Genomic DNA, 14,198 nt, shown 5'->3' with positions numbered 1-14,198 from the left:
TTTCTCGATCAGTTCCTGAACAGGTCGAGGATGCGGTTGCGCTCCTCGGGCGGTGCGGGCGCGCTGATCGCCGGGCCGCTCAGGGCTTCGGCGGGGGCCACCGGCGCGGAGGATTCCACGCCCAGGCTCGACACGCCGCGGCCCGGCGCGTAGTCGTCGTAGTACCACTCGCCGCCGACGCTCACGATGCCCGAAGGCGGCGTGGTCGACAGGTCGGTCACGGGCACGCCCTTGAGGGCGGTTTCCATGTAGTTGATCCAGATCGGCAGGCTCAGGCCGCCGCCGGTTTCGCGGTCGCCCAGGTTGCGCGGCGTGTCGTAGCCGATCCACGAGATCGCCGTCATGGTGGGCTGGAAGCCCGCGAACCAGGCGTCGAGCGAGTCGTTGGTGGTGCCGGTCTTGCCGTAGAGGTCGGGGCGCTTGAGCATCGCCTGCGCCTTCGCGGCCGTGCCGGCGCGCGTGATGGACTGCAGCAGCGTGTCCATGATGAAGGCGTTGCGCTGCGGGATGGCGCGCGAGGCTTCATTGAGCAATGGCGGCTGGACGTCGACCAGCACGCGGTCCTTGTGGTCGGTGACGCGGGTCACGAGGTACGGATTCACGCGGTAGCCGCCGTTGGCGAACACCGAATAGCCCACCGCCATCTGCATCGGCGTGACGGCACCGGCACCGAGCGCCATCGGGAGGTAGGCGGGGTGCTTGTCCTTGTCGAAGCCGAAGTTGGTGATCCAGTCTTGCGCGTAGCGCGTGCCGATGGATTGCAGGATGCGGATCGACACGAGGTTGCGCGACTTCATCAGCGCGGTGCGCATCGACATCGGGCCGTCGAAGCCGCCGCCGTAGTTCTTGGGCTCCCAGGGCTGGCCGCCAGTGGTGCCAGCGTCGAAGAACAGCGGGCCGTCGTTGATGACCGTGGCGGGGGTGAAGCCCTTTTCGAGCGCCGCCGAGTAGATGAAGGGCTTGAAGCTCGAGCCCGGCTGGCGCCACGCCTGCGTGACGTGGTTGAACTTGTTCTTGCCGAAGTCGAAGCCGCCGACCAGCGCCTTGATGGCGCCGTCGCGCGGGTCCATGGCCACGAACGCGCCCTCCACCTCGGGCAGCTGGGTGATTTCCCAGGTGTTCTTGGGCGTCTTCGCGACGCGAATCACGGCGCCGCGGCGGATCTTGATGTTGGGCGGTGCCTTGTCCGACAGGCCGGACTGCGCAGGCTTGAGGCCGTCGCCCGTGATCTGCACGGCGTCGCCGTTGGCCCGGATGGCCTGGATTTCCTTGGGCGTGGCCTTGAGCACCACGGCCGCCATCACATCGCCGTTGTCGGGGTGGTCGTTCAGCACGTCGTCCACCGCCTCGTCGAGTTCCTTGGGGTCGTTCGGCAGGTCGATGAACTTCTCGGGGCCGCGGTACACCTGACGGCGCTCGTAATCCATGATGCCCTTGCGCAGGGCCTTGTAGGCCGCGGCCTGGTCGGCGGCGACCAGCGAGGTGTAGACCTTGAGGCCGCGCGTGTAGGTGCTGTCGCCGTATTGGGCGTACATCAGCTGGCGCACGGTTTCGGCCACGTACTCGGCGTGCAGGCGGTTCGGGTCGGCGGCGTCGCGCAGATGCAGCTCTTCCTTCTTGGCCTCGGCCGCCTGCTCGGCGGTGATGAAGCCGGCCTCCTGCATGCGATCGATCACGTAGAACTGGCGCCCGCGTGCGCGCTGCGGGTTGTTGACCGGATTGTTCGCGCCGGGCGCCTTCGGCAGGCCGGCGAGCATGGCGGCCTGCGCGATCGTCATCTCGGACAGCGGCTTGCCGAAATAAGCCTCGGAAGCGGCCGCGAAGCCGTAGGCGCGGTTGCCCAGGTAGATCTGGTTCAGGTAGATCTCGAAGATCTGGTCCTTCGTGAGCAGGTGCTCCAGCTTGAAGGTCAGCAACACCTCGTAGATCTTGCGGGTCAGCGTCTTCTCGGAGCTCAGGTAGACGTTGCGGGCCACCTGCATCGTGATGGTGGAGGCGCCCTGGCTCTTCACGCGGTTCAGGTTGGCGAGGCCGGCGCGCACCAGCCCCTTGTAGTCGACGCCGCCGTGGTCATAGAAGCGCGCGTCTTCGGCGGCCAGGACGGCGTCCTTCACGACCTTGGGGATCGCGGCGATGGGGGTGAGGTTGCGCCGCTCTTCCCCGAACTCGCCGATCTGCGTTCCTTCGGCGGAGAACACGCGCAGTGGCAGCTTGGGTCGGTAGTCGGAGAGTTCCGAGATGTCCGGCAGGTTGGGATAGGCCACTGCCAGGGCCACGGCCACCACGCACAGGATGGAAAGCAGGCCCGCCGCAGCGATGCCCGCCCCCCAGAACACGAAACGCAACAGCCATTTCAGCCAGAAGGGGCGTTCGGGTGGAGGAGTCTTGGCGCGCCCTTTCGGGCTGGAAGTTTCTTGCATGGGGGCCCGGAGAGTCACCGGACATTATAAAAAGCCGCCCCCTCGGCGCCTCCGGATCTTTGTTACCTCGCGCATTCCCTCTCCAGGGGCTAAGCAGAAAGTTACAGAATGCGGCTTTGACGTCACGTTTTGACAACGGTTGTCGGTTCCGGGCTTTCTGCACGCTTGGTGGGCGCTGTGCCTGCTGCTAGCATGCAACCGAACGCATATTTTTCCATTGGTTACAAATAACAGGGGGAGAGGGACCTAACTTGGCTGCTCTTGGATCATTGTTTCGTCGTCAGAACGCCCCCCTGCTGGGACTGGACGTCAGTTCGTCCAGCGTGAAGCTGGTGGAGCTCGGCCGTGAGGCCAGCGGCAAGCTGGTTCTGGAGCGCTGCGCCATCGAACCGCTCGAACGCGGCTGGATCACCGACGGCAACGTCGAGAAATTCGACGAAGTCGCCGAAGCCGTGCGCCGCGTCGTGCGCAAGAGCGGCACCAAGACCCGCAACGTGGCGCTGGCGCTGCCGCCCTCGGCGGTCATCACCAAGAAGATCATTCTCCCGGGCGGCATGAGCGAGCAGGAGCTCGAGATCCAGGTCGAATCCGAAGCCAACCAGTACATCCCGTTCTCGCTCGATGAAGTGAGCCTCGACTTCTGCGTGACGGGACCGAGCACGACCTCCGTCGGCGACGTGGAAGTGCTGATCGCCGCCTCCCGCAAGGAGAAGGTGCAGGACCGCGAAGGCCTGGCGGAAGCCGCGGGCCTGAAGGCCATGATTCTCGACGTCGAGTCGTATGCCTCGCGCCTCGCAACCGCGCGCCTGATCGAGCAACTGCCGGGCAAGGGCGTGGACGCCATCGTGGCGCTGTTCGAAGTCGGCGCCTTCACGACCAGCATGCAGGTGCTGCGCAACCAGGAAGTGCTGTACGACCGCGACCAGGCCTTCGGCGGCGCTCAATTGAGCCAGCTGATCGTGCGCCAGTACGGTTTTTCCGCCGAGGAAGCCGAAGCCAAGAAGCGCAGCGGCGACCTGCCCGACGACTACGGCTCGGGCGTGCTCAAGCCCTTCGTCGAAAGCATCGCGCAGGAAATCGCGCGGGCGCTGCAGTTCTTCTTCACCAGCACGCCGCACAACCGCGTCGACTACGTGCTGCTGGCGGGCGGATCGTCGTCGCTGCCGGGGCTGACCAATGCCGTGACCCGCCAGACCTCTTTTGCCTGCTCGCTCGTGAATCCGTTCGACGGCATGGACTTCGGCCCCAGCATTCGCGAGAAGAAGGTCCGCCGTGAAGCGCCTTCCTATCTGACCTCCTGCGGCCTGGCCATGCGGAGGTTCCTGCAGTGATCCTGATCAATCTGCTTCCGCACCGCGAAGCCGCGCGCAAGCGCCGCCGCGAGGCTTTCTACGGCACCCTGGGTGGTGCCGCGCTGCTGGGCGCCCTGATCGCCGGCCTCGGTTACCTGTGGTTCGAGGCCCAGATTTCGGCTCAGCAATCGAAGAACGGTTTCCTTCAGGCCGAGATCAAGAAGCTCGAAGTCGAGATCAAGGAAATCTCGACACTGCAGGAAGAAATCGCAGCCTTGCGCGCGCGCCAGCTGGCCGTGGAAGACCTGCAAGGCGACCGCAACCTGCCCGTGCACCTGCTCAACGAACTCGTCCGGCAACTGCCCGACGGCGTCTATCTCACCAGCATGAAGCAGGAGAACCAGACCGTGACCCTGCAAGGCATGGCGCAGTCGAACGAGCGCGTGTCGGAGCTGCTGCGCAACCTCGGCAACAACAGCCCCTGGCTGGTGAAGCCCGAGTTGGTCGAAATCACCTCGGCCAATGTGAACCTGAGCCAGCGCGACCAGCGCCGCGTGGCGAACTTCACGATGCGCATCGGCCTCAAGCGGCCCACCGACGCCCAGAAGGCGGAGGCCGAGAAGGCCCTGGCCGCCAAGGCGCAGGCGAAGGGGTAATCGATCATGGCCATCAGCAACCGATCCCTCCCCAAAGTCGACGTCGCCACCGCACTGCGGAACTTCGGCGACCAGTTCCGCGGACTGAATCCGAACGATCCTTCCATGTGGCCGGCGGTGCCGCGCTACGCGCTGTGCCTGGCAGTGTCCGCGCTGGTGCTGGCGGGCCTGTGGTTTGTCTGGCTCACGAACTCCAACGACGAACTCGAAGCCGAGCGCGCCAAGGAAGTCACGCTCCGGACCGACTACCAGAAGAAAGTGGCGCAAGCCGCCAACCTCGACCTGCTGAAGAAGCAGCGCGAGCAGGTCCAGCAGTACGTGATCCTTCTCGAGAAGCAACTGCCCAGCAAGGCGGAAATGGACGCGCTTCTCTCGGACATCAACCAGGCCGGCCTCGGCCGCAGCCTGCAGTTCGAACTGTTCCGTCCGGGGCAGGTGTCGGTCAAGGATTACTACGCAGAGCTGCCGATCGCCGTGCGCGTCACGGGCCGCTACCACGACATGGGTGCCTTCGCGGCCGACGTGGCCAGCCTGTCGCGCATCGTGACGCTCAACAACGTGACCGTCACACCGCAGAAGGACAAGGACGTGCTGACGATGGACGCCACCGCGCGCACCTACCGCTACCTCGACGAAGACGAGCGGGCCGCCCAGAAACGCGCCACGGCGCCGAAGGCGAAGAAATGAAGCCGGTCGCCAAAGTCCTGTGGCTGGCATTGGCCACGCTGGGCCTGAGCGCCTGCGGCGATTCCGACCAGGAAGACCTGCAGCGCTGGATGGTCGAGCAGCGCGCCCAGATCAAGCCCTCGGTGCCGCCGATCTCCGAACCCAAGAAGTTCACGCCGCAGGCCTACACCGAGGCGTCGTCGTTCGAGCCCTTCAACATGCTGAAGCTGACCCAGGCGCTGCGCCGGGAGTCGAACCAGCCGAGCACCTCCGAGCTGATCGCGCCGGAACTGGCGCGCCGCAAGGAAGCCCTTGAGGCGTTCCCGCTCGACACGATGGCGATGGTCGGCAGCATGAACCGCAACGGCCAGCCGGTGGCGCTCGTGCGTGTGGACAAGCTGCTCTACAAGGTGCGCGTCGGCGAATACCTGGGGCTCAACTACGGGCGCATCACCCGTATCAACGAAACCGAAGTTGCCCTGCGCGAGGTCGTGCAGGACGCCGCGGGCGAATGGATCGAACGCGTAGCCACGCTGCAGTTGCAAGAGAGTGCGAAATGAACCATAAAAAATCAACGATGGCACAGTGGCTGCGCGCCGCCGGGCTGGGTCTGCTGGCTTTCGGTGCCCTGGCCGTCGCCCATGCGCAAAACGCGATCGAGTCGGTGACGAGCTCGACCCAGTCGGGCGCGGAAGTGATCCGCATCGACCTGGCGCAGCCGCTCACCGCCGTGCCCGCCGGGTTCTCGGTGCAGACGCCGGCGCGCATCGCGCTGGACTTCCCGGGTGTGACGAACGCCATCGGGCGTTCGGCCATCGAGGTGAACCAGGGCAACCTGCGCTCGGTCAATGTGGTGCAGGCCGGTGACCGCAGCCGCGTGGTGCTGAACCTGAAGCAGGCCACGGCGTACAAGGCCGAGATCCAGGGCAAGTCGCTGCTGGTGGTGCTCGAGCCGGTGGCTGGCACGGCACTCGCCGCTTCCGCGGCGACCACTTTCGCCGAGAACCGCAACCGCGACACGCTGCCGTTGCGCGACGTCGATTTCCGCCTGGGCGCCGACAACACCGGCCGCGTGCTGGTCGACCTGCCGAACAACCAGGTGGGCGTCGATGTGAAGCAGCAGGGCAAGAGCCTCGTGGTGGAGTTCACCAAGTCGACGCTGCCCGAGGGCCTGCGCCGCCGCCTCGACGTGGCCGACTTCGGCACGCCGGTGCAGCTGATCACCTCGCAGCAATCGGGCGACCGCGTGCGCATGACGATCGATGCCAAGGGCGACTGGGAGCACAGCGCCTACCAGAGCGAGAACCAGTTCGTGGTGGAAGTGCGCGCGCGCAAGGTCGATCCGAGCAAGCTCACACAAGGCGTCGGCTACAACGGCGAGAAGCTGTCGCTCAACTTCCAGAACATCGAGATCCGCTCGCTGCTGCAGGTGATCGCCGACTTCACGAACTTCAACATCGTGACCTCCGATTCGGTCAGCGGCGCACTGACGCTGCGGCTGAAGGACGTGCCCTGGGACCAGGCGCTCGACATCATCATGCAGGCGAAGAACCTGGGCATGCGCAAGAACGGCAGCGTGCTGTGGATCGCGCCCAAGGACGAGATCAACGCCAAGGAAAAGCTCGAGTTCGAAGCCAAGGCGGCGATCGAGAACCTGGAGCCGCTGCGCACGCAGTCGTTCCAGCTGAACTACACGAAGGCCATTGCCATTGCGCAGGGGCTGACGGGAACGGGTGCCTCCGCTGGCGGCGGTGGTGGCAGCGGTACCACCACACGCATCCTGAGCCCCCGCGGCAGCGTGATCGCCGAATCGCGGACCAACCAGCTGTTCGTGTCCGACATTCCCTCGCGCCTGGCCCAGGTCACCGACCTGATCCAGAAGCTGGACATTCCCGTGCGCCAGGTGCTGATCGAAGCGCGGATCGTGGAAGCCTCGGACACCTTCGGCAAGTCGCTCGGCGTGCGGATGGGTGGCGGTATCTCCCGCGAACGCGTCGCGTCGGCCAACGGCAATCCGGCCTACGGCACCTTCGGCGTCATGCCTGCCACCACCAACGCCGGCGGCGTCGGCGGCGCAGCAGCCACCTGGACCAACTCCAACTTCATCAACCTGCCCGCCGGCGACGCTGGCGGCACCGGCAACGCCGCAGGCACCTTCGCGATCTCGCTGTTCAACTCGAGCCTGTCGCGCATGCTGAACCTCGAAATCTCGGCCCTCGAAGCCGATGGCAAGGGCAAGCTGGTCTCCAGCCCCCGCGTCATCACGGCCGACCAGACCAAGGCGCTGATCGAGCAGGGCGAGGAAATCCCGTACCAGCAGGCCACCTCCAGCGGTGCGACCTCGATCTCGTTCCGCAAGGCGGTGCTGAAGCTCGAAGTCACGCCGCAGATCACGCCCGAGGGCAACATCATCCTGACGCTGGACGTGAGCAAGGACGCCCGCGGCGTCAACACCTCGGCAGGCCCGGCCATCAACACCAAGCACGTGCAGACCGAGGTGCTGGTCGAGAACGGCGGCACGGTCGTCATCGGTGGTATCTTCGAGCTCACCGAAACCAATGACGAATCGCGCGTGCCGGTGCTGGGTGAAATCCCCTACATGGGGGCATTGTTCCGCAAGCGCGAACGCGTTGCCAACAAGACCGAAATGCTCGTCTTTATCACCCCGAAGATGATTACCGACCGCAACGCCGCGCGCTGACGCGCGGGCGTAGCAGCCACCGCGTGGCGGTCGCACTTGTCGGGTTGCCCGGCGCCGGAAAGTCCGCAGTGGGCCGGCGGCTGGGCGCTCGGCTGAACACTCCCTTCATCGACACCGATCATGTGATCGAGCAGCGCATCGGCTGCACGATCCGTGATTTCTTCGACCGCGAGGGCGAAGCCGCCTTCCGCGACATCGAGCAGGCGGTCATCGCCGACCTGGCCGCCCACCCCCACGGCGTGCTGGCGACCGGCGGTGGCGCCGTGCTGCGCGAGGCCAACCGCCAGCAACTACGCGGCCATTTCCACGTCATCTACCTGCGTTCCTCGCCCGAAGACCTGTTCCGGCGCCTGCGTCACGACGTCAAGCGCCCGCTCCTGCAGGTGGCCGACCCGCTGGGCCGGCTGCGCGAACTGCACGACGCGCGCGACCCGTTCTACCGGGAAACGGCCCATGACGTGGTCGACACCGGCCGGCCGTCGATCGCGGTGCTGGTCAACCTCATCGTGATGCAGCTCGAACTGGCGGGCGTGGTCGAACCCGGCGCCCATCCGGAAGAGCCCTCGGACTGACCCCGGCAGGCCCGAGCGCCTAAACTCGCGGCCATGTCCCTGTCTGTTTCGCCTGCACTTTCCGCACCGCCAAAGCCCGAACGCGTCGAGATCCAGCTCGGTGAGCGCAGCTACCCGATCCTGATCGGCGGCGGCCTGCTGGAAGACCCTGCCAGCTTCGGTGTCGTTCCCGCGGCCGCGAGCGCGCTGATCGTCAGCAACACCACCGTGGCGCCGCTCTACGCGCAAGCCTTGCGGACCGTGCTGGCCAAGCGCTTTCGCACGGTTCACCTGCTCGAGTTGCCCGACGGCGAGGCATACAAGAACCTCGAGACCCTCAACCTGATCTTCGACGCCCTGCTGGGCCACGGCAGTGACCGCAAGACGGTGCTGTTCGCGCTCGGCGGCGGGGTGGTGGGCGACATGACCGGCTTCGCGGCCGCCAGCTACATGCGCGGCGTGCCTTTCGTGCAGGTGCCGACCACGCTGCTGGCGCAGGTCGACTCCTCGGTGGGTGGCAAGACGGCCATCAACCACCCGCTGGGCAAGAACATGATCGGCGCGTTCTACCAGCCGCAGCTCGTGCTGTGCGACCTGGACACGCTGCAGACGCTGCCCCCGCGCGAACTGAGTGCCGGCCTGGCCGAAGTCATCAAGTATGGCCCGATCTACGACATGGCTTTCTTCGACTGGATCGAGTCGAACATCGAAGCGCTGGTGGCGCGCGACCCGGCCGCGCTGGCCCATGCCGTGAAGCGCAGCTGCGAGATCAAGGCGCTGGTGGTCGGCCAGGACGAGCGCGAGACCGGCCTGCGCGCCATCCTCAATTTCGGCCACACCTTCGGCCATGCCATCGAGTCGGGCCTGGGCTACGGCGAATGGCTGCACGGCGAAGCAGTCGGCTGCGGCATGGTCATGGCGGCGCAGCTGTCGCAGCGGCTCGGCGGCGTCGACGCGGCCTTCGTCGCGCGGCTCACCCGCCTGATCGAGCGCGCCGGCCTGCCCACCGTGGGGCCGGCACTGGGGGCCGAGCGCTACCTCGAGCTGATGCGCGTCGACAAGAAATCGGAAGCCGGCGAGATCCGCTTCGTCGTGATCGACCGACCCGGCTCCGCCGTCGTGCGCAGCGCGCCCGACGCGATGGTGCGCGACGTGCTCGCGCAGTGCTGCGTGGCATGAGCGCAGCGCGACACGCGGAGATCCGGCCGTGAGCCTTGCGGCGTACGCCTGCCACCCCGCGCGCTCGCGCGGACGGCGCCACGCGGAGCCGCCCGCGCCCACGCGCGACGCCTTCCAGCGCGACCGCGACCGCATCGTCCATTCCACCGCCTTCCGCCGGCTGGTCTACAAGACCCAGGTGTTCCTGAACCACGAGGGCGACCTGTTCCGCACGCGGCTCACGCATTCGCTCGAAGTCGCGCAGCTGGGCCGTTCCATCGCGCGTGCGTTGCGCCTCAACGAAGACCTGGTCGAGGCGATCGCGCTGGCCCATGACCTGGGCCACACGCCCTTCGGCCACGCGGGCCAGGACGCGCTCAATGCCTGCATGGCCGAACACGGTGGCTTCGAACACAACCTGCAGAGCCTGCGCGTGGTCGATGCGCTGGAGCACCGTTACCCGCAGTACGACGGCCTGAACCTCAGCTTCGAGACCCGCGAGGGCATCCTCAAGCACTGCTCGCGCGCCAACGCCGAACGCCTCGAGGCGGCCGAGCCGCAGGGCGTGGCCCGCCGTTTTCTCGACCGCACGCAGCCGGGGCTGGAGGCACAGCTGTGCAACCTGGCCGACGCCATCGCCTACAACGCGCACGACATCGACGACGGTGTGCGCTCGGGCCTCATCAGCGTCGAGCAGCTGGCCGATGTGGAACTGTTCGAACGCTACCGCCGCGAAGCGCTGGCCGAGCATCCGCACCTGCAGGGCCAGGGCCGGCGCGTGCTCTATGAAACCATCCGCCGCATGCTCAGCGCGCAGGTCTACGACGTGATCGACACGACGCGCGCGGCCATCGAGGCGCTGGCGCCCGTGGATGCCGACGCCGTGCGCCAGGCGCCGCCGCTGGTGGCCTTCAGCGGCGTCATGCAGGCGCAGTCGGAGGCGCTCAAGCAGTTCCTGTTCCGCAACCTCTATCGCCACCCGCAGGTCACGCAGACCACCGACCAGGCGAGCGAGGTCGTGCGCGGGCTGTTCGGCGCCTACCTGGCGCGCGGCACCGAGATGCCCGCTTCGTACGCCGAGCGCCGCGATCGGCACCGCGCCGTGGCCGACTACATCGCCGGCATGACCGACCGCTTCGCCATGCGCGAGCACGAGCGGCTGACCGGCCGCCGGGGCATCGCATGACGGCGGCCGTGCGCTCGAGCAGTGCGTCGGCCCGCGTGCCGGCCGCGGCTTTCGCCGTCGTGTTGGGCGGCGTCAGCGCCGCGCTGCACCTGGGCAAGCTGCCGCCCGCCGTGCCGGCGCTGCAGGCGTCGCTCGGCATCGACCTGGTCGAGGCCGGCTTCCTTCTTTCGCTGGTCCAAGTCGCGAGCATGACGCTCGGGCTGCTGGCCGGGCTCGCGGCCGATTCCATCGGCCTGCGGCGCAGCATGCTGGTCGGGCTGGCGGTGCTGACGACGGCCAGCCTGCTCGGAGGTGCCGTCGGCGCCGGCCTGCTGGGCGGCTCGCATGCGGTGCTGTGGCTGTTCGTGCTGCGCGCGGCCGAAGGCATCGGCTTCCTGATGGCGGTGATGCCCGGCCCGGGACTCATCCGCGCACTGACACCGGCGGGCGCCGACAAGGCCGCGCTGGGCCTGTGGGGCGCTTACATGCCGCTCGGCGTGGCGCTGGCGCTGCTCATCGGCCCGGCCCTGATCGGTTGGGGCGGATGGGCCGACTGGTGGTGGACGCTGTCGCTGGTGTCGGCGGGAGCGGCACTCTGGGTGTGGCTGGCGGTGCCGCGCGACCGGCCCCGCGTCGTCGGCGCGAGCTTGCATCCCGCATCGTCCGGTTGGGCGTCGCGGCTGCGCGAGACGGTCGGCGCGCGCGCGCCGTGGCTGGTCGCGTTGACCTTCGCCGTGTACTCGTCTCAGTGGATGGCCGTGATCGGTTTCCTGCCCGCGATCTATGCCGACGCCAAGGTGCCGGCCGCCTGGAGCGCAGTGCTGACCGCGCTGGCCGCGGCGATGAACATCGTCGGCAACCTCATGGGCGGCCGCTGGCTACAGCGCGGCGTGGCTCCCGAGCGCCTGCTGCAATGGGGTTTCCTGACCATGGCGCTGGGTGGCGTCGCCGCCTTCGCACAGGTGGGGCAGGGGGCCGAGGCGCTGGGCCTGCCGCCCGCGATGCGCTATGCCGCGATCTGTGCCTTTTCGCTCGGCGGCGGCATGGTGCCGGCCACGCTGTTCCTGCTGGGCGTACGGCTGGCGCCGGGGCCGAGCACCGTGTCGACCACCGTCGGCCTGATGCAGCAGGCGTCGTCGCTCGGCCAGTTCCTGGCGCCGCCAGCGGTGGCCTGGCTCGCGCACCGCGTCGGCGGCTGGCACTGGACCTGGACCGCCACGCTGGCCTGTTCGCTTGCCGGCATGGCGGTCGCTGCGCGCCTCGGGCGCATTCGCCGACTGACGGAGGCCACGGCATGAGCGACCCGACGGTCACCGACGCCGCGCAGGCCGAAGCCGACACCCGGCGCTGGCTCGAGCGCGCCGTGATCGGCCTCAACCTGTGCCCCTTCGCCAAGGCGGTGCATGTGAAGGGCCAGATCCACTACGTCATCTACCTCGACACCCACGAAGGCCGTCTCATCGACGCGCTGCTGGCCGAGGCCCGCGCGCTCGTGGCGCTCGATGCCGAGGTGCGCGACACCACCTTGTTGATCGTCCCCCACGCGCTGGCGGACTTTCTCGACTTCAACGATTTCACCGAACGCGCCGAGCGCAAGCTCGCCCGCGCGGGCTTCGACGGCGTGCTGCAACTCGCCAGCTTCCATCCGCATTTCCAGTTCGCCGGCACCGAGGCCGACGACATCACCAACGCCACCAACCGCGCGCCGTACCCCACGCTGCACCTGCTGCGCGAAGACAGCGTGGACCGCGCGGTCGAGGCTTTTCCCGAGGCCGAGGCGATCTTCGAGCGCAACATCGAGACGCTCGAAGCCCTGGGCCCGGCCGGCTGGACCGCGCTCGATGTCGGCCCGGGAAGCGCCACGCCATGAACAACAAGAACACCATGCCCCGTCCCGCGAAAGCCCACCCCACCAACAAGGCTGCGAAGGCCGAGGCCGAGCTGGCCGAAGTCCTGCGGCCGGGCCAGTCCGTTGAGCTGCTCAAGGAGCTGCACATCCTCACGCGCGAAGGCCGGCTCAACCAGGATTCGCGGCGCAAGCTCAAGCAGGTCTATCACCTGTTCCAGTTCATCGAGCAGCTGCTGCGCGAGCTGCCGGGCGAGGGCTCCGAGGCCACGCTGGCCGACCACGGGGCGGGCAAGTCGTACCTCGGTTTCATCATCTACGACCTGTTCTTCCGCGCGCGGCAGGGCGGGCATGTCTACGGCATCGAGACGCGCAGCGAACTGGTCGAGCGCTCCCGCGCGCTGGCGCAGCAGCTGGGCTTCGGACGCATGTCGTTCCTGAACCTCACCGTGGCCGAGTCGGCGCAGGCGAGCGAGCTGCCGGCGCAGATCGACGTGGTCACCGCGCTGCACGCCTGCGACACCGCCACCGACGACGCCATCGCCTTCGGCCTGGCCAAGAAGGCGCGCTGCATGGTGCTCGTGCCCTGCTGCCAGGCCGAAGTGGCGGCCTGCCTGCGCGAGACCAAGGCGCTGGCCCTGTCGCGCACGCCGCTGGCCGAGCTGTGGCGCCATCCGCTGCACACGCGCGAGATCGGCAGCCAGCTCACCAACGTGCTGCGCTGCCTGTACCTGGAAGCCAACGGCTACAGCGTGACGGTCACCGAGCTGGTCGGCTGGGAGCACAGCATGAAGAACGAGCTGATCCTGGCGCGCTACACCGGCCAGCGCAAGGCGAGTGCGGCGACGCGGCTGCGCGAGCTGCTGGCGCAGTTCGGGCTCGACACGCTGGGCGACACGCGCTTCCGCCTGACAGACTGAGTATTCGGACGGCGTCGTCCACGTCCCCATGGCCCGTCTCCCCCGTCTCACGCTGGCCGGCATGCCGCACCACGTGATCCAGCGCGGTAACAACCGCCAGTCGATCTTCGTGGACCGTGCCGACCACGAGAAGCTGCTCGGCCTGCTGGCCGAGAATGCCGCGCGCTTCGGCATCGCGCTGCATGCCTACGTGCTGATGGACAACCATTTCCACCTGCTGGCCACGCCCGATAGCGCCACGGGCCTGCCGCAGTTCATGCAGTCGGTCGGGCGCAGCTACGTGCGCTACTTCAACGACCGCCATGGCCGCAGCGGCACCTTGTGGGAAGGGCGCTACAGATCGACCCTGATCCAGACCGAGCGCTACCTGCTGACCTGCATGGCCTACATCGACCTGAATCCGGTGCGCGCCGGCATGGTCACCGAAGCGCGCGACTTCCCGTGGTCCAGCCACGGCCACTACGCCGGCCTGCGGCAGGACCGGCTGCTGACGCCGCACCCGCTGTACTGGGAGCTCGGCAACACGCCCTTCGCGCGGGAGGCGGCGTATGCCGAACTGGTGCGTGGCGGGGTTCGCGCGGCCGATCAGCAGACCCTGACCGAGGCCACCTTGCGCGGCTGGGCGGCCGGCGACGACGGTTTTCTGGACACGTTGCAGAAGTCCACCGAGCGCCGCGTGATCAAGTCCAAGGCCGGCCGGCCGCCCGCGCCCGCCAAAGATTCGGACTGAAAGCGGCCAAAGGCCGCGCCCTTATTGGGTGTTGTGCTACTGTTTTCAATATGTCCCTAATTTAATTCTGACAAGAAAACTCAAGATTTAATA

Annotated in this window: 13 protein-coding genes; 12 read left to right on the top strand and 1 reads right to left on the bottom strand. The window is 67.5% G+C overall.

All coding sequences use genetic code 11. The features are described from left to right. Window positions 1–8 precede the first annotated feature (8 nt). A complete protein-coding gene (locus tag FFI97_RS25680; RefSeq protein ID WP_169805026.1) occupies window positions 9–2,420 on the bottom strand; it encodes a penicillin-binding protein 1A in 2,412 nt (803 codons plus the stop codon). A 251-nt stretch (window positions 2,421–2,671) separates the two neighbouring features. Here FFI97_RS25680 and FFI97_RS25675 point away from each other — a divergent pair, with 251 nt between their 5' ends. Genes FFI97_RS25675 through FFI97_RS25620 form a run of 12 tightly spaced genes read left to right on the top strand, consistent with a single transcriptional unit; the run spans window position 2,672 to window position 14,105 of the window. Next, on the top strand, window positions 2,672–3,751 hold the full coding sequence (locus FFI97_RS25675; RefSeq protein ID WP_062471776.1) for a pilus assembly protein PilM: 1,080 nt from the start codon (window positions 2,672–2,674) through the stop codon (window positions 3,749–3,751). Beyond that, window positions 3,748–4,368, top strand: coding sequence for a PilN domain-containing protein (locus FFI97_RS25670; protein ID WP_070059948.1), 621 nt, complete (start codon window positions 3,748–3,750; stop codon window positions 4,366–4,368). The genes FFI97_RS25675 and FFI97_RS25670 overlap by 4 nt, the downstream gene beginning before the upstream one ends. Window positions 4,369–4,374: 6 nt before the next feature. Further along, window positions 4,375–5,055 (top strand): type 4a pilus biogenesis protein PilO, encoded by a 681-nt coding sequence (locus FFI97_RS25665; RefSeq protein ID WP_070059947.1) that lies wholly within the window; start codon window positions 4,375–4,377, stop codon window positions 5,053–5,055. Further along, window positions 5,052–5,594, top strand: a complete 543-nt coding sequence (locus FFI97_RS25660; protein ID WP_139701008.1) for a pilus assembly protein PilP — start codon at window positions 5,052–5,054, stop codon at window positions 5,592–5,594. Before FFI97_RS25665 ends, FFI97_RS25660 begins: the two co-directional genes overlap by 4 nt. After that, window positions 5,591–7,735 carry a type IV pilus secretin PilQ gene (gene pilQ / locus FFI97_RS25655; RefSeq protein ID WP_139701010.1) on the top strand — a complete coding sequence of 715 codons (2,145 nt, stop codon included), beginning with the start codon at window positions 5,591–5,593 and terminating at the stop codon, window positions 7,733–7,735. Before FFI97_RS25660 ends, pilQ begins: the two co-directional genes overlap by 4 nt. A gap of 23 nt (window positions 7,736–7,758) precedes the next feature. Continuing rightward, entirely contained in the window at window positions 7,759–8,307 is a 549-nt protein-coding gene (locus tag FFI97_RS34140; protein ID WP_119554249.1) for a shikimate kinase, read from the top strand. Between the two features lie 33 nt (window positions 8,308–8,340). After that, complete coding sequence (gene aroB / locus FFI97_RS25645; RefSeq protein WP_139701012.1) at window positions 8,341–9,465, top strand: 3-dehydroquinate synthase; 1,125 nt, start codon at window positions 8,341–8,343, stop codon at window positions 9,463–9,465. A gap of 28 nt (window positions 9,466–9,493) precedes the next feature. Then, window positions 9,494–10,630, top strand: coding sequence for a deoxyguanosinetriphosphate triphosphohydrolase (locus tag FFI97_RS25640; RefSeq protein WP_139701014.1), 1,137 nt, complete (start codon window positions 9,494–9,496; stop codon window positions 10,628–10,630). Then, entirely contained in the window at window positions 10,627–11,907 is a 1,281-nt protein-coding gene (locus FFI97_RS25635) for a CynX/NimT family MFS transporter (RefSeq protein ID WP_139701016.1), read from the top strand. Before FFI97_RS25640 ends, FFI97_RS25635 begins: the two co-directional genes overlap by 4 nt. Beyond that, on the top strand, window positions 11,904–12,479 hold the full coding sequence (locus tag FFI97_RS25630) for a DUF1415 domain-containing protein (protein ID WP_139701017.1): 576 nt from the start codon (window positions 11,904–11,906) through the stop codon (window positions 12,477–12,479). Before FFI97_RS25635 ends, FFI97_RS25630 begins: the two co-directional genes overlap by 4 nt. 14 nt (window positions 12,480–12,493) lie before the next feature. After that, entirely contained in the window at window positions 12,494–13,375 is an 882-nt protein-coding gene (locus FFI97_RS25625) for a class I SAM-dependent methyltransferase (protein ID WP_139701154.1), read from the top strand. A gap of 28 nt (window positions 13,376–13,403) precedes the next feature. Beyond that, window positions 13,404–14,105: a transposase gene (locus FFI97_RS25620; RefSeq protein WP_139701020.1), complete on the top strand. Its 702-nt coding sequence runs from the start codon at window positions 13,404–13,406 to the stop codon at window positions 14,103–14,105. Window positions 14,106–14,198: the final 93 nt, after the last annotated feature.

It is taken from the genome of Variovorax sp. KBS0712 (genome assembly GCF_006323185.2).
In the GTDB taxonomy this organism is placed as follows: Bacteria; Pseudomonadota; Gammaproteobacteria; order Burkholderiales; family Burkholderiaceae_C; genus Variovorax; species Variovorax boronicumulans.
Note: the sequence above shows the minus strand (reverse complement) of the source record. Positions and strands in the feature narration are given on the sequence as shown.